Below are 20,632 nucleotides of genomic sequence, written 5' to 3'. Positions count from 1 at the left end.
GCGAGCGCCCGCACGCGCCGCGGACCGGTAGCAACGGAGAGAGCCAACCCATGAGCATGCAGCGCATCCTGCGCGTCGGCGGCGCGGTCGCGGCGGCCGTCGTCATCGGCGCCGCGGCGGTCAACGCCTCGTCGACCGGCGGCGACGGCGGTGAGGCCGTGCGCAGCCGCCTCACCACCATCGTGCCCGCCGCTCCCGGCGGCGGCTGGGACCTGGTCGGACGCGAGGGACAGAACGCCCTCCGCGAGGGCGGCATCGTCGCCAACAACCAGGTCGTCAACGTCCCCGGCGCGGGCGGCACCATCGGGCTCGCGCAGGCGGTCCGCCAGGAGGGCCGCGCCAACACGCTGATGGTGACCGGCACGGTCATGATCGGCAGCATCATCGTCAACAACTCCTCGCACGACCTCCAGGACGTCACCCCCATCGCCCGACTGGCCGACGACTACGAGGTGATCGTGGTCCCCGCCGACTCCCCCCACCAGGACATGGGCGACCTGGCCGAGGCCTGGCGCGAGGACCCGGGCGGCATGGCGGTCGGCGGCGGCTCCCTGGGCGGCACAGACCACCTGCTGGCCGGACTCGTGGCCTCCGAGGTCGACGTCGATCCCCGCGACGTCAACTACATCGCCTTCTCCGGCGGCGGCGAGGCGCTGACCTCGCTGCTGTCGGGCAGCGTCGACGTCGGCATCAGCGGCTTCAACGAGTTCAGCGACCAGATCGAGGCGGGCAACGTGCGCGCCCTGGGCGTCTCCGCGCACGAGCGCGTCGAGGGCATCGACGTCCCGACGCTGGCCGAGCAGGACATCGACGCGGTCCTGCCCAACTGGCGCGGCCTCGTGGCCCCGCCCGGCATCACCGAGGCCGAGCGGGCCGAGCTGACCGAGATCGTCACCGAGATGCACGACACCCCGGAGTGGGCGCAGACCCTGGAGCGCAACCGCTGGGACGACACCTTCCAGACCGGCGCGGAGTTCGAGGAGTTCCTCGCCCTGGAGACCGAGCGCATCAACACCATCACCGAAGAACTGGGCCTGTCTTGAGTACCGACGCCACCACCCCCGCACGGGCTCCGGAGCCCGACGCCCCGCCCCGCCCGCCCTGGTGGCAGGGCAGGTCCGAACTGCTGGTCGCCGCCCTGGTGCTGGGCATCGCCGGGTTCATCGCCGTGCAGACCGCCGCCATCCCCGTGCCGACCGGCACCGAGCCGCCCGGCCCGCGCTTCTTCCCGACCCTGGTCGCGGTCTTCATGGGCGCCGTCGGCCTCGCCCTGGCCGTGCAGGTCGTCCTGCGGCCGGCCCGCCCCGCGCAGGCCGCCGAGCAGGCACCGGGCGCCGACGCCGCCGAGACCGGCGAGACCGGCGAGGACGCGCCCGTGCGCATCGACTGGCGCTGCCTGGGCATCGTCGTCGCCACGATGACGGTGTTCATCGCCATCCTCCAGCCGGTGGGCTGGCTCCTGTCCGCGGCGCTGCTGTTCTTCGGGATCGCCTACGCCCTGGGCAGCCGCCGCCTCCTGTTCGACGCGGTGCTGTCCCTGACGTTCTCCTCCCTCATCCAGCTCGCCTTCGTCGCCGGCCTCGGCCTGAACCTGCCGGCCGGAATCCTCGGAGGCATCTTCTAGATGGACGTCGTCGACAACCTCATGGCGGGGTTCGCCAACGCGCTGAGCCCCGAGTACCTCTTCCTGGCCCTGGTGGGCGTCGTCCTCGGCACCGCCGTGGGCGTGGTGCCCGGCCTGGGCTCCTCCATGGCCGTCGCGCTGCTGCTCCCGGTCACCTTCCACCTCGACCCCACCGGCGCGTTCATCATGTTCGCCGGCGTCTACTACGGCGGGCTGTTCGGCGACTCGACCGCCGCCATCCTCATGAACACGCCCGGGCAGGCCTCGGCCATCGCCACCGCCATCGAGGGGCACAAGATGGCGAAGCGCGGGCGGGCGCCGCAGGCGCTGGCCACGGCCGCGATCGGCGCCTTCATCGGCGCGATCGTGTCCACTGCGCTGGTGGCGTTCTTCTCGCCGGTCATCGTGGAGCTGGCGCTCCGGTTCGGTCCGGCCGAGTACTTCGCGCTCACGGTCTTCGCGTTCGTCGCCACGTCCGCCGTGGTCTCGAACTCGGCCGTACGCGGCCTGATCGCCCTGGGCATCGGCCTGGCCATCTCGATGGTGGGCATCGACAGCCTCAGCGGGGCAGAGCGCTTCACCCTGGGCGTCCCCCAGCTCTTCGAGGGCTTCAGCATCATCACCGTGACCGTGGCACTGCTGGCCGTCGGCGAGGTGTTCCACGTGGCCGCCACCGCCCACGCGGGCGGCGGGGTCGGCGGCTCCCTCCGACGCGCCGGCACCCCGTGGCTGGGCCGCGCCGACCTGCGGCGCACCTTCCCGGCCTGGATGCGCGGCACCCTGTTCGGCCTGCCGTTCGGGTCGATCCCGGCGGGCGGCTCGGAGATCCCGACCTTCCTGGCCTTCGGCGCCGAGCGCAAGCTCGCCGCACGGCGCGCCCGGCGCGGCACCGGCGAGGACGAGTTCGGCAACGGGGCGATCGAGGGCGTGGCCGCCCCGGAGGCCGCCGCGAGCGCGACCGCCGGAACCGCCATGGGCACCCTGCTGGGGCTGGGCCTGCCCACCTCGGCCACGGCGGCGATCATGCTCGCCGCCTTCCAGCAGTACGGCATGCAGCCCGGCCCGCTGCTCTTCGAGCGCAACGCCGACCTGGTGTGGGCGCTCCTGGCCAGCCTGTTCATCGGCAGCGTCATGCTGCTCATCCTGAACCTGCCCTTCGCGCCGCTGTGGGCGAAGCTGCTGCTGGTCCCCAAGCCGTACATGTACGCCGGTATCGCCGTGTTCTCGTCCCTGGGCGTGTACGCGGCCGCCTCCTCCATGGTGGATCTGTGGCTGATGCTGATCCTGGGTCTGGTGGCGCTGATGATGCGCCGCTTCGACATCCCGCTGGCCCCGGTGCTCATCGCGGTCGTCCTGGGACCGGTGGCCGAGACCGAGCTGCGCCGCGCACTGGCCGTGGGCCAGGGTGACGTGTCGGTGCTCGTGGACGGCGGGATCACCCTGGGGATCTACGGGCTGCTCCTGGCGATCGGCCTGGTCGTGGCCGTCGGCCGGCTCCGTGCCAGGCGGGCCGCGGGCAGGGCCGCCTCCCCGGTGGAGGCGGAACGCGGCTGACCCGCCCCCTCCGGCGCGGCGGCGGTGCGGACCCGGTCCGCACCGCCGCCGCGTGCGCGGTCCTGCGGGGGCCGCCGGCCGGAGAACCTACCGGGTGCGCGGTCCCCCCTCCAGGCGGGCCCGCACCTCCGGCCACTCGGCGCGCAGCACCGAGTAGTACACGGCGTCGCGACGCCTCCCGCCCGGCATGACGTTGTACGAGCGCAGCACGCCCTCCTCCGTCGCGCCGACCGCGCGCAGGCCCCGGCGGGCCCGCTCGTTGAGCACGTCGGTCTTGAACTCCACCCGCTCCGCGCCCATCCCCTCGAACGCGTGCCGCATGAGCAGGAACTTCGCCCAGTGGTTCACGCCACGGCCGCGGAAGTCGCGGCCCAGCCACGAACTGCCGACCTCCAGGCGCAGATCCTTCTCCGCGAGGTTGCCGTAGCTCATGCTGCCCGCCACGCGCCCGCTCTCCAGGTCCGTGACCGTGAACGTCGTACGCCTGCCGGCGTCGCTCGCGGCCAGGTAGGAGTCGAAGAACTCCTCGAAGCCCGCCTCGTCGTCCACCCTGGTCACGAAGTACGTCCAGATGTCGGGGTCGAGCGCCTGCGCGCGCCACCCCGCCCTGTCGGCCTCCACGACCGGCGCGAGCGACACGTGCCCGTTCTCCAGCCGCACCCTCGACCTCTCGGTCCACGACATGCGCCCTCCCCCAGATCCGACCGGTGTGTCCGTGCCGGATTGTAGTGTTCGACCACCAACCGGACCCCCGAGGAGCCGAGCGATGACCACCACCCGCACCGTCATCTCCCGGCGGGCGCTCAACCGCGCCACCCTGGCCCGACAGCTCCTCCTGCGGCGGGCGGACCTGCCGGTCACCGACGTGGTCACCCGCCTCGCCGGGCTCCAGGCGCAGACCACCCACACCTGGTACGCCGGGCTGGAGAACCGGATCGAGGGCCTGGCCCCCGAGACGGTCGGCCGCCTCCTCACCGACGGCGCCCTCGTCCGCGTCACGCTCATGCGCGGCACCCTCCACCTGGTCACCCCCGAGGACTGCCGGTTCCTCCGCCCGACCGTCCAACCCGCCATCGACCAGGTCCTCGCGCACAGCACGCACGGCCGGGCCGCACGGGGGCTGGACCCCGACGAGATCGCGGCGGCCGGGTACGAGATCCTCACCCGCGCCCCGCTCGACCTGCGCGCGCTCGGCGCCCGGCTCAACGAGCGGTGGCCGGGCGTGGAGGGCGCCCACCTGGCGCAGGTCGTCAAGGCCCGCCTGCCCGTGCTCCAGATCCCGCCGCGCGGCGTGTGGGGCGCCTCCGGCCCGGCCGTGCTCGCACCCGCCGACACCTGGACGGGGCTGCCCATGGACGCCGCGCCGGACCCGGAGGGGATGGTGCTGCGCTACCTGGCCGCGTTCGGGCCCGCCGGGGTGATGGACGCGCAGGCGTGGTCCGGGCTGACCCGGCTGGGCGAGGTGTTCGACCGCCTGCGCGACGGGCTCGTGGTCCTGAGGGGGGAGGACGGCAAGGAGCTGTTCGACCTCCCCGACGCCCCGCGCCCCGACGGGGACACCGCCGCGCCGGTCCGCCTGCTGTACGACTTCGACAACCTGCTGCGCGGGCACGCCGACCGCAGCCGGGTCGTCTCCGACGAGGACCTCGGACGGCTCACCTCCCGCAACGGGATGCCGCCCGCGACCGTGCTGGTCGACGGGGAGGTGCGCGCCTCCTGGAAGGTCGTGCGGACCGGTCGCGACGCCGCCGTCGAGGTGGTCCCGTTCGCTCCGATCAGCGGGGCCGACCGCGACGGGGTGGAGGCGGAGGGGCTGCGGATGCTGCGGTTCCTCGCCGCGGACCGGGGCGGGCACGAGGTGCGGTTCGCCCCGACGGCCTGAGTGCCTCCGGACACCCTCCGGACACCCTCCGCGCGACCCCCCTGCGGCCTCCGAACGGACCCGACCGGAGAGCCCCGCCTCCGATCCGGGCGGACACCGCGCGCCCGCCGCACGAACCAGCGGGGACGGGCCGGGAAGCCCGCTATCCACGCACGTGGGCGACCACGGACACAACGTGCGGGTATGGAAGGATTCACGGGTGACTGATGAGTTCCGCGCCGCGTTCCAACGGGTGCTCGACACCGCCGCCAGCCAGGCACCCGGGTTCCCGGCAGCCGTGCACGACGTGTTCCGGCTGTCCTCGCAGGTGTCCAAGGAAGAACTCGCGATCGCACTGGAGGCGCTCGCCCCCGTGCTCGGCGACTCCGAACGGGTCGCGGGCATCGCCGCCGACCTCTCCGTCCTGGCGGGGGCCCTGGTCGAGTCCGGCGCCCCCGCGGGAGAGGTGGGGCTGGAGGTACTCCGACAGCTCGGAAGCTACGGTCAGGCCGCGGTGGCGTTCATGCACGCCTGGGACAAGACCGGCGGCGGCCCCCTCCCCTCCCCCGCCGACGTGTCCGAACCCGAGGAGCAGCGCGTCGAGGAGGTCCTCGGCGACAACGCGCCCCTGGCCACCGTCGGCTGGTGGACCTCCCTCCGCTACGGCCTGGCGGCCAAGGCCATGCTCGGCGACCCCGGGGTGCGCGCCGCCGTGCGCGCCGACACCAGCGCCCTGGACGGGCTCAGCCAGATCACCCGGGCCCTCTCCACCCAGCTCACCGAGTTCGCCGAGGTGAGCGAACTCCTGCGGATGGCCGAGGCCGACACCGTGCTCGTGCTCGACCGCGCCTCGTGGCGCGGCTTCCGGGTGCGCTTCGACGGCATCGGCGACAACTTCCAGCTGCACACCCTCCTCGCGGACGCGCTCATCGGCAAGGAGGGCCGCCTCGTCCCCGGCACCCGGCCCGACCCCCGGTGGACCTCCGCGTGCCTGGACACCCCCGCCGACCCCCTCGCGGACGTCGTGCGCGGCGAGTGGGACCTGGTCGGCGGCAACGGCGAGTGGGTCGGCAACGAGGCCCTGCCCGGCGACATCCCGGTGGTCGACGGCGAACGCGTGCTGGTCCTGGAGCCCCAGACGCTCACGCACTCGTGGAGGGCGGGGCGCAGGCACCCGCACATCCCCGGCTCGCTGGAGGTCGTGGCGGAGCTGCGCCACGACGAGGCGGCGGCCTGGTGGGCGCGGATGCACCCGGCGGGGTCGGTGCGCCACCCGCTGGCGCCGCCGATCGAGAACGAGGACACCGGCACGCACCGCAGGCCCCCGCGCCACTTCGGGGTGGCCGCGCACTACGCCGAGGTGGACTCCGGGCCGATGTCGGCGGCGTTCGCCGCCCTGGACCCGGAGAGCCTGCGGGAGGACCCCTTCGTCTCGGGCCTCCCCGACCCCGCCGGGACCGCGGGCGGGGACGCCGACGACCGCCCGGCGCGGGCGGACGCCCCGGCCGGGGACGCGGCCCCCTTCGGGGGCGGGGACGCGCTCTGGCCAGGGGAACCGTCGTCCGCGTCCGCCCCCTCCTCGGAGGACCGGTGGGAGCTTCCGCCGGAGTTCCGCGACGACTACGGCCGCGCGTCCTCCCCGGAACCCGACCACGGGGAGGACGACGACCCGCTGTTCGGTTCGCCGCCGAGCACGCCGACCTCGTCCGACCCACGGGAGGCGCCGCAGGAACGGACGAGCGGTCTCGGCGGCGGCGTACTCGCGGACCCGCCCGGGGCCCGTGACGAACTGGGGCTGCGCGACGAGTCCGCCGGCCGGTTCGAGCCGGGCGAGGGCGACCGCTTCGGGTTCCGCAACGGCTCCTCGTACGACGGCGCCCCCGACGGCCCGGGACCGGCCGGGGCCCGGGACGGATCCGGGCCGTTCGGGTGGGCCGCCGACCCGCCGCCTCCCGCCGTGCCCGGTACCCCGGAGGCGCCCGGGGCGCAGGGGGCGTTCGATCCCGGTCCGTGGGAGTCGGACCCGCTGCCGCCCGCCCCCGACCCCGTCGGGGACGGGGCCCCGTCCGAGCAGGACGGCCCCCGCCGCCCGCCGGGCGCGCACCTGCTGCCGCCGATGCCCCCGGGCGTCTCGGACAGCTGGTCGTGGGCTCCCGGCTGGAAGTGGCCCACGCCGCCCGAGCGCTGAGGGCGACCGCCCCGGGCCCGCGGGCCGCGGCTCGTGGTCGGCCCGGGGTCCGCGCCGGGGCCCCGGCGCCCGCCGGCGCCGGCCCCGTCGGCCGGGGCGTCGAAGTTCCGGGCCCTCGGCGACTGCGGCACGTACTCCTCCCGCTGTCGTCGACACCGCCGGCACGGGCCCGCCGGACGGGCGGAACCCGTCGCCGTGCCCGCGACCACCGGCGGGGCCCGGTACCGCACATGACACTTGTCATCGGCGACCGGTTGCAGCTCTCACACGGACGCCGTGACTCCTACGACTTCCGGGCCGCACGCACGACAGGGGATCCTTGGTCCATGGCGACCACGCAGAAGCACACCTCCGGGAACCCGGACCGCCCCGCCCCCGGCACGGCGGCGGAAGCCCCTGACGCGCCCCCCGGCGCGGGTTCCGACGAGGCCGACGGCAGAACCGCCGAGCAGATCGAGAAGGAGCGCAAGCAGGAGGAGGCGATGGAGGTCCTGCGCGCCATGAAGCCCTGGAAGGGCAAGGCGACCCGCCAGGACAAGGCCCTGCTGTTCACGGTCGTCGCGATCCCCCTGTTCTTCATGGCGCTGACCCCGCTGAAGCCCTTCCTGATCGCCGAGCACCCCGTCGGCCTCGCGTTCGTGACCGGCAGCAACGCGGCGATCGGCGCGGCCTCCGCCTTCGCCCGCATCGGGGAGCTCCCCCTGTGGCTCGTGGTGCTCGCGGGCGTCGTCGGCAAGGTCAAGGTCGACTGGCTCTTCTGGTGGGTGGGCAGGCGCTGGGGCCGGGGCTTCGTCAACCTCATCGCCCAGGGCGACAAGGCGCAGCGGTTCGCGGACCGCGCCGAGGACATGAACCCCTGGATCATCCGGGCCGCGATGCCGCTGTCCTACCTCCCGGGCGTGCCCGCCCTCTTCGTGTACGTCGTCGCGGGCTGGACCGGCATGCGACTGCGGACCTTCCTGCTGCTGGACGCCCTCGGCGCGCTGCTCCTGACGGCCACGGTCGCCGGCGTCGGCTACGCGGCGGGGCAGACCGGGGTGGACATCGTCCTGGCGGTGGACAGGTACGCCCTGTGGGTCACGCTCGCGATCGTCTTCGTGATGGCGTTCGTCCCGGTCGCCAAGCAGATGCGCCTGGCCAAGGCCGAGGAGGCCGCGAGGGCGGCCGAGGCCGCCGGGGACCGCGACGGGGAGCGGTCCGGGGAACCCGCCGCCAGCGGCACCGCGGACGGCCCCGCCGCGGACCCCGCGGTCGGGGAGCGCGCTGGCGCCGGGGGACCCGCACCCCGCGCCTGACGGGCGGACGCGCCCCGGGGGCACCCCTGTGACCAGCCGCGACACCCGGACGCCCGACCAGTCCCGACCTGGTCACACACCCGGTGGCCCCACGCGACTAGGCTGGCGTTCGGCAATCGGACACCCCGGGCAAGCCGTCTGCGCTGGGTGCGTCACAAACACACTCAAGGAGATCCCGTCATGGGACAACGACACTTCGATCTGGTGGTCCTCGGCGCGGGGCCGGGTGGTTACGTGGCGGCCATCCGCGCCGCCCAGCTCGGCCTCAAGACCGCCGTCATCGAGGAGAAGTACTGGGGCGGCGTCTGCCTCAACGTGGGCTGCATCCCCTCCAAGGCCCTCCTGCGCAACGCCGAACTGGCCCACCTCTTCAACAACGAGGCCGACTTCTTCGGCATCAAGGTCGACGGCAAGGTCGAGTTCGACTACGGCAAGGCGCACAGCCGCAGCCGTGAGGTGGCCGACGGGCGCGTCAAGGGCGTCCACTTCCTCATGAAGAAGAACAAGATCACCGAGATCGACGGCCGCGGCACCTTCACCGACGACCGCACGGTCGAGGTGCGCGGCGCCGACGGCTCCACCGAGACCGTCACCTTCGACCACGCCGTGATCGCGTCGGGCTCCTCCACCAAGCTGCTGCCCGGCACGGAGCTGTCCGAGCGGGTCGTCACCTACGAGCAGCAGATCCTCGACGAGAACCTGCCCGGGAGCATCGTCATCGCGGGCGCGGGCGCCATCGGCGTCGAGTTCGCGTACGTCCTGGCCAACTACGGCGTGGACGTCACGATCGTGGAGTTCCTGGACCGCCTCGTCCCCCTGGAGGACGAGGAGGTCTCCAAGGAGCTCGCCCGCGCCTACAAGAAGCTCGGCGTGAAGGTCATGACCTCCACCCGCGTGGAGTCGGTCGAGGACACCGGCGAGGGCGTCCGCGTCCACGTCACCGGCACCGACGACAAGAAGCAGACCCTGGAGGCCGACAAGCTCCTCCAGGCCATCGGCTTCGCACCCAACGTCGAGGGCTTCGGCCTGGACAAGACCGGGGTGGAGCTCACCGAGCGCGGCGCCGTCGCCATCGACGGCCGGGGCCGCACCAGCGTCCCGCACATCTTCGCGATCGGCGACGTCACCGCCAAGCTCATGCTGGCCCACACCGCCGAGGCCATGGGCATCGTCGCCGTCGAGACCATCGCGGGCGCGGAGACGCAGGAGATCGACTACAAGTTCATCCCCCGCGCCACCTACTGCCAGCCGCAGATCGCCAGCTTCGGCTACACCGAGAACGAGGCGCGCGAGGCCGGATACGACGTCCAGGTCGCCAAGTTCCCGTTCATGGCCAACGGCAAGTCGCACGGGCTCGGCGACACCCGCGGCTTCGTCAAGGTGCTCTCCGACGCCAAGTACGGGGAGATCATCGGCGCCCACATGGTGGGTCCGGACGTCACCGAGCTGCTGCCCGAGCTGACCCTGGCCCAGCAGTGGGACCTGACCGTCCACGAGGTGTCGCGCAACATCCACGCGCACCCGACGCTCAGCGAGGCCGTCAAGGAGGCCGTGCACGGCCTCTCCGGGCACATGATCAACCTGTAGCCCCGGCTCCGCGGGTCCCGCGGAGGTCCCCCGCCGCGCCCCCGGGCGACGGCGGGGGACCCTGCCGCGCGGTCAGCGGATCAGGTCGTCGACGACGTTGCCCAGGCCCACGCTCTCGTAGTGCGCGCGGGCCATCTCGATCTTGGTGAACACGTCCTCGTAGCCGGTCTGGACGCCGTCGTCGTCCACGTAGACCATGGCCCCGCTGATGTTGAAGAACGTGACCATGTGATCGCAGTCCTCGGGGACCGCGAGCGTGTGGATCTCGCCCGGCGGCTCGTACACGAAGTGCCCGGCCTCGGCCACCCAGGGGTGCTCGTGGTAGTGCCACTTGCCCTCGATGACGTAGCCGAACACGGCCCCGGGGTGCCGGTGCCGGGACACGATCCCGGACGCGGTGACCTTGAGCAGGTTGCACCACTGGCCCGTGACGGTGTTGAGCATCAGCGGACGGAACCAGACGTTCGGCGCCTGCGGGACCCACATGCGCGGGTCCTCGGGGACCGCGGGGATCGCGATCTCGGCGGGGATGCCCGGCGACGGTGCGATGCGCACGGGCTCGTTGGCGGATGCGGCGTTCGGTGACACGGTGTCCTCCCTGCTGTGCCGTCCGGCCCTGGGGCCGGCGCGGCTCGGTGTGGCCGGTCCTGCTCTGCTGCGCCTCGTCGCGGCGCCTGCCGTTCTTCCTTCGTGGAAGGCACCTGAGGAGCTGTCCGCCCCGCCCCACCGGGTGACCGGTGACGGTGGGAGCTCCCCAGGGCGTCTGTGGGGCGCGGTCGCTGGGCCGCGCCGCCCCGCGGGGCGCGGGCGCGAGCCCGCGATCCGGTGGGTGGTCTTGTGGGGCCTTCGGGGGCTGTGCGGCCGGTAGGGGCGGTGGGGCCGTGGCCCGGCGGGCGCCCGTCCCGGGTCAGGCCGCCAGGTACCCCCCGTCCACGGGCACGACCGCGCCCGTCACGAACCCGGCGTCGGGACCGCACAGGAAGTCCACGGCGCCCGCGACCTCGCTCGGGCGCCCCCAGCGGCCCATCGGCGTCCGGTCGAGGATGCGCGCCTGGGCCGCGTCGTTCTCGCGGATCCCGGCGGTCAGGTCGGTGCTGATCCACCCCGGCGCGACCGCGTTGACGCGGATGCCCTCCCGTGCCCACGCGACGGCGAGCGACCGCGTGAGCTGCGAGATGCCGCCCTTGCTCGCGCTGTAGCCGGGCACCAGCGGTCCGCCGAAGTAGCTCAGCATCGACGCGATGTTGACCACGCACCCGCCCGAGGCGGCCAGCGCCGGGCGGGCCGCCACGCACGAGCGCATCACGGACGTCAGGTTGACCTCCACGACGCGCGCGAACACGGCCGGGTCGAACTCGTCGCCGCGCCGGATGATCCCGACCGCGTTGACCAGCGCGTCGATCTCCGGAAACCCGCCCAGGTAGTCCTCCAGGGCGTCGCCGCCGGTCACGTCGACCTCGGTGACCGCGGCGCCCCCCCGGAGCGCCGGCGGGGCGTCGCCGGCCCGCAGGCCGCCGACGGCGACCCGGTCGCCGCGTTCGACGAACCGCTCCGCTATCGCCGCGCCGATACCGCTCGTGCCGCCGACGACGACGACCGTGCGGGGGCGGTGCGCGTCGTCCCGGCCCCCTCCGGGGCCCGGCTGCTGGCCTTCCATGGCTCCTCCGACTCTGCGGCCGGCGGGTGGCCGCCGGCATGGGGTGTGGACTCGGTCTCTGGTTCAGGACGGGTGGACCCCGGGGTTCCGCCGAGGGGGGAGCCCCCGCGACAGCGGTCCACTGGGAGCCCGGTACCGCCGCGGGTGCCGGGTGTCTCTCGACGTCGATGTGGTTGTGGTCGGGGCGGGCGGGGGCGCCGGCCCCCGCCCGCCGGGACCGCCGGCGTGGACGGCGCCGACGGCTCGCGGGGTCTACTCGGGCCCGGGGGCGACCAGGGCTTCGATCCAGTACTCGCGCGCCAGGGCGTCCACCCCCGCGGGCGAGACGCCGCGCAGGTGGACGACGGTGTCGTCGGTGCCCGCGATGCGCCCGTGGTGCTGGAGCCGGAGGATGTGGTACCGCTCGGGCACGAACCCGAGGACCACGTCCACGTCGAACCTGCCGCGCTCGTCGGGGGCGTCCCCCAGCCCCGGCTCGGCCTTGCCGATCGCCTGGAACCCGAGCCACCCCTGGTAGAGGAGCACCGCCAGGACCACCACGGCGATCCTGCGCAGGGTCGCGCTCCTGAGGGCCCTAGACCACGTCGACGGGGCTGTCCGAGTCGACACGGGCCCCACCCCCCGTCCCGGCCCCGCCGGAGAGCAGGTCGTTGATCCGGGCGACCTTGTCCCGGAACTCCGGGAGGTCCACCGCCTCGCGCCAGGTGCGCGGGCGGGGGAGGTCCACCGTGACGATCTCCTGGACCGTGCTCGGCCGACCGGAGAGGACCACCACCCGGTCGGAGAGGAACACCGCCTCGTCGATGTCGTGCGTCACGAAGAACACCGTCGGCCTCCGCTCCTCGAAGATCCGGGTCAGGTCCTCCTGGAGCCTGCGCCGGGTCTGCGCGTCGATGCTCGCGAACGGCTCGTCCATGAGCATCACCGCGGGCTCGTTCGCGAGGACCCGGGCGACGCCGAGCCGCTGCTGCATGCCGCCGGACAGCTCGTGCGGGTACTTGCGCTCGAACCCGCCCAGTCCGACCAGCTCCAGGTACTCCCGGCCCCGGCGCTCGCGCTCGGCGCGCGGCACGCCCTTCATGCGCAGGCCGAACACGGCATTGCCGAGCACGGTCTTCCACGGGAAGAGGGCGTGGCTCTGGAACACCACCCCCCGGTCGGGCCCCGGGGCGGAGACCGGGCTCCCGTCCACCTCGACCACGCCGCCGGTGGGCTCGACGAAGCCCGCGACGGTGTTCAGGACCGTGGTCTTGCCGCAGCCGCTGGGGCCGAGGACGGAGACGAACTCACCGCGCTCCACGGTGAAGGACACGTCGCCGATCGCGGTGACCTCCTCCCCCGAGTAGGCGTCGGTGTAGACCTTGTTCAGGTTCTCGATCACCAGTGCGGTCATCCGTCACCCTCCATGCTTCGCACCATCCCCCACCGTTCGACGGTGGCCTTCTCGAACGGCGCCAGGATGAGCGCGTCGAGCATGTACCAGAGGACCCCGAGCACGATCATGCCGAGGAAGACCTGGCTGACGTCGCCGACCCTGCGGGCGTCGAACATCATGAATCCGATACCGCTGGTGCCCACGATGATCTCCGCGGCCACGAGCGCGCGCCATCCGTAGCCGAGCCCGGTGCGGACACCGCTCGCGACCGCGGGCAGCGCCCCGGGGAGGATGACCTCCACGAACACCCGGACGCGGCCGGCGCCCAGGCTGCGGGCCGCGCGGACCAGCTCGCCCGGCACCTGCTCGACCCCCGCCACCACGCTGAGCATGAGCGGGAAGACGATCGTGTACACGATGACGAAGGTGACGGAGGTCAGGCTGAAGCCGAACCACACGATCACGATCGGCAGCCAGGCGATGTCCGCGATGGCCTGGAAGAACAGCAGGATCGGCCAGACGGCCTTGCGGACCCTCAGGGACATCGCGGTCAGGAACCCCATCGGCAGGCCGATGAGGAGGCCGAACCCGACGCCGTAGCCGAGCCGGGTCAGGGAGTCCGACAGGTAGCCGGGCAGGACGCCCTTGCGGAGCAGGTCGCCGACCTCGGCGACGACCCTGTCGGGGCCGACGAAGAAGGCGTCCGGGAAGACGCCGGCCTCGGCGACCAGCCACCACAGGGCCACGACGGGAACGAACGGCCCGAGGGTGCGGAACGCGCTGTTGCGGGACAGCCTGGCCCAGAACCGCCTGGCCAGGGGTGCGCGGCGGGGCCGCGGCCGGGCTCCCGGGGGCGCGTTCCTCTCGCGGGTCGCGGTCATCGCGCACCTCCCGTCATGCCCCAGCGCTCGATGGTGCGCCTCTCCAGCGGTGCCAGGAGGAGCCGGTCCATGATGAGCCACAGGACGCCGATGACGACCATCGAGGCGATGATGACGTCCGTGGAGAAGGTCTTCTGCGCCAGGAAGAGCGCGTAACCGAGACCGGCGCTGCTCGCGATGATCTCGGCGGCCACCAGGCCGCGCCACCCGTAGCCGAGCCCGATCCTCAGGCCGCTGACGACGCTGGGCAGCGCCCCGGGCAGGAGCACCTCCCAGAACATCCGCCACCGGCTCGCGCCCATGGACCGGGCGGAGCGCAGCAGGGTCGCGGGGATGCGCCGGACCCCCAGCATCGTGTTGTAGGCCAGCGCGAAGAACATGGCGTTCCACACGATGAAGATGACGGCGCCGTCGCCGTAGCCCAGCCACAGGGTGGCGATGGGGATCCACGCGATCCCCGCCAGCGCCACGGAGAACCGCAGCAGCGGGGAGAAGAACGCGGACAGGGCCGGGCTGGCGCCGAGGGCGATGCCGAACGGGAGCCCGGTCGCCACGGCGATGGCGCTCCCCATGAGCACCCGGTACAGGCTCGCGCCGAGGTGCCTGGCGAGCTCACCGCTCGCCGCCATGTCGGCCAGGGCCGCGGCGACGTCGTCCACCTGCGGGAAGATCCGCCTGGGGACGCCGGTGACCTCGACGGTCACGGCCCAGACGGCGACCAGGACCACGAACGGGAGTGTGAACCAGAGCGTCGCTCCGACGAACCCGGACCCGGAGCCGCGTCGGGCCCTCCGGGCCGCCCGGCCGCCGGGCGCGGTGCGCCCGGCGGCCGGCACAGGGTCGGGGGTCATACCGCGCACGACTCCTGGGCGATCTCACGCACGAAGTTGTAGTCGGCGTCGATGGTCGCGGCCTCGGGGATGTCCTGGAGGTCCTCGAACAGCTCGGGGTTCTCCTCCATGACCGACACGATCGGGCCGGGCTCGAAGTAGTCGTTGATGTCGAAGTCGAAGTCGATCTCGCCCTGGTTCGCGAGCAGCTGCCCGACCGTGTCCAGCGCCAGGTAGTTGCAGGCGGAGAAGCGGGGGTCGAGCTGCGCCACGTTGTACTGCATGGCCTCCTGGGCGACCTCGGGGTCGGTGCCGGTGAGCCACTGGACGGCCGAGGAGGCGGCGTCCTCGGGGTTCTCGCGGATCCACTGGTCGGAGGCGGCCCGCGCGGCGAGGAACTCCTCGACGGCCTCGGGGTTCTCCTCCAGGAAGGCCGGCGTGGTGACGATGTAGCCGATGAAGGGGATGTAGCCGCCGCCCCTCAGGACGATCTCCGAGCCCTCGACCTGCTCGGTGATGGTGATCGGCCACGGGTCCCAGATGACGGCCGCGTCGATGCCGCCGGTCTCCAGGGCCACCGCCATGTCCGGCGGGGCGGTGTTGACGAGCTCCACGTCGTCCGTGTCGATGCGGAGGTCCTCCAGCAGCCCGAGCAGGTAGAGGTGGTTGATGGAGCCGATCGAGACGCCGATCGACTTGCCCTCCAGCGTGGACAGGTCCTCGCCGTCGATCTCGGAGCCCTCGGCCGCGACGATGGCCGCGGTCTCGTCGATGCTGCGCTGGGTGGCCGAGCCGGTGTAGTTGCCGATCAGGCTCAGCTCGGCGCCCTCCTGCGCGGCCGCGATGGCCGGGGTGCCGACCTGGATGATGTCGACGTCGCCCGCCTCCAGGGCATTGATCGCGTCGACGCCCGTGGGGAAGGGCTCGGCAAGGGTGACGTCGAGGTCGCGCTCCTCGAAGAGGCCCCGCTCGGTGCCGATCGGCAGGCCGATCTGGTCGATCGCGGAGACGTAGCCGGCGTTGATGCTCGTCAGCGAGCCCGAGCCCGCGTCGGCGCCCTCGACGTCGTCGTCGACGGTCGAGCCCCCGGTGCAGGCGGTGAGCAGAAGCACCGACGAACATGTCGCGGCGAGGGACAGCTGGGAAAGTCGAGGCATGGACTTCTTCCGATCACACAGGGTGGCACCCCCGCGAACCCCGGCTCACCCCGACCCACCAGCGGAGATCGGGGAATGGCTGTCGCCTGTCACGAACGGGGGTAGCGGAGAGTGAAAAAGGGGGAGCTCGGAAGGGGATGACGGTTCGCGCCGGTCTGAATCCCCTCCGCCGTTTCGCGTGGTTGACGCTACTATCCGCGCCGCCCTGGCGTTAAGTCCTATTCCTTGATGACGGTATTCGAGAAGTGAATACTGTGTCGGATGAACGCTTCCGTGGCGAGATGACTCTGACGGTGCCCGTGGGACTCGGCTGTTCGGTGATGGTCCGCAGGACGCTGCGGGCGGCCGGGGTGAGGGGGCGCGTCGAGTCCCAGCACACGGCGACCCGCCGCTCAGGGGGCCCTTCGAGCCGCCTGATCCGGACCCCGCTGGTGTCCGCGATCGACGCCGCCAGCCAGTTCGTGACACCGACCCCGATGCCCTCGGCGACCATCGACACGAGCGTCTGCGGCTGGTTGGTGGCCTGGATCGGGTCGATCTGGAGTCCCCGCTCCTGGAACACCCGGTAGGACTCGAACTCCGAGGTCTCCGGGGCGTCGAGACGCCCGATGGACACGATGGGGTGCTCCGCGACGGCGTCGACGGGCACGGGGTCGGGCACGTCCCCGAGGGGGTGGCCCTCCGCGTGCAGGACCACGAGCGGCTCGGACCACAGGGGCAGGCTGGTGACCGAGGGGGACGTGGGCCGGGGCGACATCGGCCGCAGGTAGAGGTCGATGCCCCCGGAGGCGAGGGCCTCGTCGAGTTCGAGCGTGGAGCGCTCCACGAGGACGACCTTGACGTCGGGGTCCTCGGCGATGAGGTTCTTGAGGAGGCCGGGGACGAACGCGGCGCTGGCGCTCGGGTAGGAGCCGAGGGAGACGATGCCGCGCGTGCCTCCGCGCCAGGGGGCCATGGCGGACTCGGCCGCCTCCAGCGCGCGGAGCACGTTGCGGGCCTGGACGGCGAGGGCGTCACCCGCCTCCGTGAGACGGACCGGGCGCTTCTTGCGGTCGAAGAGGGGCTGGCCGATCTCGCGTTCGAGCGCGGCCACGTGCTGGCTCACGCGCGGCTGGGACCTGCGGGTGGACTCGGCCGCGGCGACGAAGCTCCCGGTGTCGATGACGGCCAGGAAGGAGACGAACCACTCCAGGCGGATGTCCGCGTCGAGCATGGACGGGTCTCACTCTCGAAGATGTTCGGACGGGCGGGGGAACCCGCCCCGGACCGGGGTCGACGGGCGTCGCGTCCGGGAGGTCCGGGACCGGGGAAAGGAACGGCGGGAAAACGGATACGTCGAGATCAGGGGGCTTGGAAAAGGGGGTGCGGGAGTTCTGGAAGGGGGGCGGGGGAAACCGGCTCGGGGAGTTCGTGGGCCAGGGCCTCCGAGAGGTTTCGCATGGAACGGGCGTGACACACGTTATAACCACCAGAACCAGAAAGAGTTCACCGTTTCGCCACATAAGTACATAAAACGGACTCAACAGTGCCGACTATCCAGGATCCTGATCCCGGTATGCCGAAAACACACGCGGAATCCGCCGCCGGGGGACCCGCGCCGGACCGTCCGCCGTCCCCCGCTCCGGGGCCGGGCGGGACGGGCGCGAGGAGTCCCGGGGGCGGGCCGCCGCCGTGTGCGGCCGGCGCCCCGGCGGGACGGGGTGCGAGCGGGACGGGTGCGACGGTGTCCGATCGATGGGGGGACGCGGAACTTGCTAGGTTTCCGTGTGTCCCCCGTCGGCGCCACTCCCGTCCGCCCGGCGCTCCCCGAACCGAAAGCCACCCATGCGACTGATCCCGTCCTCCCCCCTGTCGTGCCTGGGCACGGCCGCCGTCGCCGTCGTCGTCGGCGGGTTCGTCCTCGTCGGCTGTGACGTGGTCGACACCGACGAGTTCGACATGGACTTCAGCTTCTTCTCCGCAGACGGCGAGGAGTCACCGGACGAGGACCCGAGCGCCGGGCCCGGCGCCGAGGAGGGGGAGGAAGAGGAGGCGGAGCAGGAGGCCTCGTCCTACGGGCTCCCCGATTCCTGCGCCGCGGCCGGGGCCGCCGAGGTCGTCGGCGACCTGGCCCCGGGCCCCGTCCTCGCCGAGGACGCCGGCCCGGTGGAGGGGGTCGACGGCGCCGAGCAGGTGGTGTGCTCCTTCAGCGACGGGAGCGGCGCCGCGGGCGCCCCCTCCCTCACCCTGGTCTTCACGGCCGGCGCCGACCCCAGCGCCAACCCGGACGTCGTCCGGGTGCCCGGCGCCGAGGAGGAGATGAACTGGGAGGTGGACATCGACGTGGACGTGGACACCTACCACACCGACGAGTCCGACTCCCTGGGCGGCGACCTGGAGTACGTGGGGACCGTGGACGGTTCGAGCCGCAACCTGTACCTGTCCCTGCCGGGCGACCTGTACGTGACCGTGGTCTCCTACGGCGAGGAGGTCCCCCGCGAGGACCTGGAGCGGATCGTCATGCAGGCCGCCGAGCGCGTCCGGGGCTGACCGCGCGCGGGGCCGGGCCGGGGCGCCGCACACACGACGAGGGGCCGTCAGCGTCGCGCTGACGGCCCCTCGCGGCTTCTCCGGCCCCCGGTCCGGCCTCCGGCCGTCCCGGCCCCACAGGGCTCCAGGAGAGCGCCATGGGCCCCGGAGGCCCCGCGCCGGGGGCGGGCCCGGCGGACCCGGGTCTCCGCCGCGGCCCGCCGCACGTACCGGAGCACCGGGGCGGGGCCTCCTGCCGGCTAGTACTCGACCGGGATCTCCTCGAACTCACCGAACGGCCCGGCCCGCAGGGTCAGCTCCTCCACGTCCACCGGAGGCGCCGGGAACACGGCGACCAGGTTGTAGGTGTTGCCGGGCTGGAGCATGTGGACCTCCTCGGCGAAGCTGCTGTAGCGGCCCTCGCCGAAGTCCATCTGCGCCACGTAGCGCACCAGCCCGCTCTCCGGCTCCAGCAGCTGGAAACCGCCGAGCGTGCCCTTGTTGAACTGCTCCGGGCCGCCGGCCTGCACGGCCTCCTGGCCGCCCAGGTCGGGGATGGTCGGCTCGTCGGTGGTGTTGGTCAGCGCGACCGTGCCGATCACGTACGCGCCGTCGCGGCGCAGGGGGTAGACCTCCAGGCGCACCCCGTCCAGCTCGCCCTCGGCCACCACGGACCCCGGGTCCGCGTCGTAGGGCGCAGGCCAGGTGACGTTGCGCTGCGCGACTCCCAGCCCGTCGTCGTCGTACTCCTCTTCCTCCGTCGCCTCGACCGTCGTGTTGAACACGTACGAGAACTCGACGCGGCGGTTGCGGGCGCGGGCCTCGTCGTCGTCGGGCCCGCCCTCGCGGGCGACCGGCTCGCGCTTGCCCCGGCCCTCGACCTCCAGGGTGAAGTCGGTGCCCAGCTCCTCGGCGAGCAGGTCGCGGACGCTCTCCGCCCGCTCGACCGAGAGGTTGTCGTTGTAGGAGTCGTCGCCGATGCCGTCGGTGTGCCCGATGACGGTGATGGCCGGCTCGTCCGGGTCGACGTTCGCGGCCAGCGTGGTGGCGGCCCGGCGCACCACGTCCTCGGCGTCCGCCGTCAGGTCGGAGCGGTCGAACTCGAACATGACGTCCGAGTGCAGGGAGATGATCTCGCGGTCGCCGTCCCGCGTGGTGGAGGCGATCTCGGAGTCCACGAAGCTCTGCACCCAGCCCTCGTCCGCCACCGCGTCCTCGTCGGGGCGGCGGTTCACGAAGGTGAGGTTCTCGCCGCGGGGCGGCGGAGCGTCCAGGGTGAGGTGGTCGGGACCGTTGGGGCTCTCCGGGTCCGGCCGCTCCTCCTCCACGTCCTGGACGGGGATGCCCGTCATCGCTCCGAGGCCGCTTCCGACGAAGGTCACCTGCCGCACCTCGTCGGGGATGCGGGGGAAGTAGCGCACGTACTCGTTGGTGACGCCGTCGTGGACCGGGTACAGGCCGTCCTGGTTCGGGCTCTCCGACCCGTACTTGAGCCCCTCCCCGTCCAGGAACTGGCGGTAGACCCGGCCGCTGAGCGGGTCCACGAGGGTGTGGGCCATGCTCAGGTTGCGGTTGGGCCCGGAGAACTCGTCGGGGTAGGTCACCTCGTAGTACATGACGGTGTAGTCGTCGGTGCGCTCCAGGCCGGTGACGGCGAAGTGCATCTCCGTGTCCTGCCCCGTGTCCTGGAAGATGCGCCCCTCGCGGACGTAGGGGAACTCCTCCCTGACCGTCGGCGGCCCCGACGCGTCTCCGAACGTCTCGGACCACCAGTCGGATATGTCCGCGGTGACCGTGCAGCCGCTGAGCAGGAGACTGCCCGAGACCATCAGCGCGACCACGGTGATGGGCGTCTTCCGCGCCATGTGGGGGAACTCCGATCGTTGAGGGAGGCGTACCGGCAACATCCTCCAGTACTCGGAGGGCCGAACCGACCGCCACGTCCCCGGTTGGCGGGATACCGGCCGCTCGGAGGGGGGATGTCCTGGAATCGGGAGGGCGGGGCCGGCACAGGGGCCGACAGGCGCCGTCGGGCCGCCCGGCGCCGCTCCCCGCGACCCCGCCTCCGGAGGCCGGGACGGCCGGCGGCCGGACGTCCCTCCGGACCTCCAGGAA

Annotated in this window: 18 protein-coding genes; 8 read left to right on the top strand and 10 right to left on the bottom strand. The window is 72.9% G+C overall.

What is annotated here, in order from left to right:
• The first annotated feature begins 50 nt into the window (after positions 1-50).
• Genes ACQPYD_RS01070 through ACQPYD_RS01060 form a run of 3 tightly spaced genes read left to right on the top strand, consistent with a single transcriptional unit; the run spans position 51 to position 3,178 of the window.
• Positions 51-1,043, top strand: a complete 993-nt coding sequence (locus ACQPYD_RS01070) for a Bug family tripartite tricarboxylate transporter substrate binding protein (RefSeq protein WP_433699375.1) — start codon at positions 51-53, stop codon at positions 1,041-1,043.
• Complete coding sequence (locus tag ACQPYD_RS01065; RefSeq protein ID WP_433699374.1) at positions 1,040-1,624, top strand: tripartite tricarboxylate transporter TctB family protein; 585 nt, start codon at positions 1,040-1,042, stop codon at positions 1,622-1,624. The genes ACQPYD_RS01070 and ACQPYD_RS01065 overlap by 4 nt, the downstream gene beginning before the upstream one ends.
• Complete coding sequence (locus ACQPYD_RS01060) at positions 1,625-3,178, top strand: tripartite tricarboxylate transporter permease (protein WP_433699373.1); 1,554 nt, start codon at positions 1,625-1,627, stop codon at positions 3,176-3,178. It abuts the gene before it with no gap.
• 87 nt (positions 3,179-3,265) lie between these two features.
• Here the strand turns inward: ACQPYD_RS01060 and ACQPYD_RS01055 are convergent, their stop codons facing one another.
• On the bottom strand, positions 3,266-3,862 hold the full coding sequence (locus tag ACQPYD_RS01055) for a GNAT family N-acetyltransferase (protein ID WP_433699372.1): 597 nt from the start codon (positions 3,860-3,862) through the stop codon (positions 3,266-3,268).
• An 82-nt stretch (positions 3,863-3,944) separates the two neighbouring features.
• Between ACQPYD_RS01055 and ACQPYD_RS01050 the strand changes: the two genes are divergently transcribed.
• From ACQPYD_RS01050 to lpdA, 4 genes are all read left to right on the top strand, one after another.
• On the top strand, positions 3,945-5,060 hold the full coding sequence (locus ACQPYD_RS01050; RefSeq protein ID WP_433699371.1) for a winged helix DNA-binding domain-containing protein: 1,116 nt from the start codon (positions 3,945-3,947) through the stop codon (positions 5,058-5,060).
• Between the two features lie 199 nt (positions 5,061-5,259).
• On the top strand, positions 5,260-7,227 hold the full coding sequence (locus ACQPYD_RS01045) for a hypothetical protein (RefSeq protein WP_433699370.1): 1,968 nt from the start codon (positions 5,260-5,262) through the stop codon (positions 7,225-7,227).
• A gap of 326 nt (positions 7,228-7,553) precedes the next feature.
• Positions 7,554-8,522, top strand: coding sequence for a DedA family protein (locus tag ACQPYD_RS01040; protein WP_433699369.1), 969 nt, complete (start codon positions 7,554-7,556; stop codon positions 8,520-8,522).
• Positions 8,523-8,702: 180 nt separating this feature from the next.
• The gene (lpdA, locus tag ACQPYD_RS01035; RefSeq protein ID WP_433699368.1) at positions 8,703-10,109 is read left to right on the top strand and encodes a dihydrolipoyl dehydrogenase; all 1,407 of its coding nucleotides are present in this window, start codon (positions 8,703-8,705) and stop codon (positions 10,107-10,109) included.
• A gap of 72 nt (positions 10,110-10,181) precedes the next feature.
• Here the strand turns inward: lpdA and ACQPYD_RS01030 are convergent, their stop codons facing one another.
• The 8 genes from ACQPYD_RS01030 to ACQPYD_RS00995 form a co-directional block, all read right to left on the bottom strand.
• Positions 10,182-10,697, bottom strand: a complete 516-nt coding sequence (locus ACQPYD_RS01030) for a 2,4'-dihydroxyacetophenone dioxygenase family protein (protein WP_267947532.1) — start codon at positions 10,695-10,697, stop codon at positions 10,182-10,184.
• A gap of 319 nt (positions 10,698-11,016) precedes the next feature.
• On the bottom strand, positions 11,017-11,766 hold the full coding sequence (locus ACQPYD_RS01025; RefSeq protein WP_433699367.1) for an SDR family NAD(P)-dependent oxidoreductase: 750 nt from the start codon (positions 11,764-11,766) through the stop codon (positions 11,017-11,019).
• Positions 11,767-12,018: 252 nt separating this feature from the next.
• Positions 12,019-12,375, bottom strand: a complete 357-nt coding sequence (locus ACQPYD_RS01020; protein WP_433699366.1) for a hypothetical protein — start codon at positions 12,373-12,375, stop codon at positions 12,019-12,021.
• Positions 12,341-13,159: an ABC transporter ATP-binding protein gene (locus ACQPYD_RS01015; protein WP_267947529.1), complete on the bottom strand. Its 819-nt coding sequence runs from the start codon at positions 13,157-13,159 to the stop codon at positions 12,341-12,343. The genes ACQPYD_RS01020 and ACQPYD_RS01015 overlap by 35 nt, the downstream gene beginning before the upstream one ends.
• Complete coding sequence (locus ACQPYD_RS01010; protein ID WP_433699365.1) at positions 13,156-14,022, bottom strand: ABC transporter permease; 867 nt, start codon at positions 14,020-14,022, stop codon at positions 13,156-13,158. The genes ACQPYD_RS01015 and ACQPYD_RS01010 overlap by 4 nt, the downstream gene beginning before the upstream one ends.
• Positions 14,019-14,873, bottom strand: a complete 855-nt coding sequence (locus tag ACQPYD_RS01005; RefSeq protein ID WP_433699364.1) for an ABC transporter permease — start codon at positions 14,871-14,873, stop codon at positions 14,019-14,021. The genes ACQPYD_RS01010 and ACQPYD_RS01005 overlap by 4 nt, the downstream gene beginning before the upstream one ends.
• The gene (locus tag ACQPYD_RS01000; RefSeq protein ID WP_433699363.1) at positions 14,870-16,009 is read right to left on the bottom strand and encodes an ABC transporter substrate-binding protein; all 1,140 of its coding nucleotides are present in this window, start codon (positions 16,007-16,009) and stop codon (positions 14,870-14,872) included. The genes ACQPYD_RS01005 and ACQPYD_RS01000 overlap by 4 nt, the downstream gene beginning before the upstream one ends.
• A 211-nt stretch (positions 16,010-16,220) precedes the next feature.
• On the bottom strand, positions 16,221-17,222 hold the full coding sequence (locus ACQPYD_RS00995) for a LysR family transcriptional regulator (RefSeq protein WP_433699362.1): 1,002 nt from the start codon (positions 17,220-17,222) through the stop codon (positions 16,221-16,223).
• Positions 17,223-17,833: 611 nt separating this feature from the next.
• Between ACQPYD_RS00995 and ACQPYD_RS00990 the strand changes: the two genes are divergently transcribed.
• Positions 17,834-18,538, top strand: coding sequence for a hypothetical protein (locus ACQPYD_RS00990; protein WP_433699361.1), 705 nt, complete (start codon positions 17,834-17,836; stop codon positions 18,536-18,538).
• A 239-nt stretch (positions 18,539-18,777) separates the two neighbouring features.
• On the opposite strand, the gene ACQPYD_RS00985 is transcribed toward ACQPYD_RS00990, so the two are convergent.
• Positions 18,778-20,382: an OmpA family protein gene (locus tag ACQPYD_RS00985; RefSeq protein ID WP_433699360.1), complete on the bottom strand. Its 1,605-nt coding sequence runs from the start codon at positions 20,380-20,382 to the stop codon at positions 18,778-18,780.
• Positions 20,383-20,632: the final 250 nt, after the last annotated feature.

Source organism: Nocardiopsis sp. CA-288880, from assembly GCF_050955985.1.
GTDB classification, from domain to species: Bacteria; Actinomycetota; Actinomycetes; order Streptosporangiales; family Streptosporangiaceae; genus Nocardiopsis; species Nocardiopsis tropica.
The sequence above is the reverse complement of the archived record's forward strand: the minus strand, read 5'-3'. Positions and strand labels throughout refer to the sequence as shown.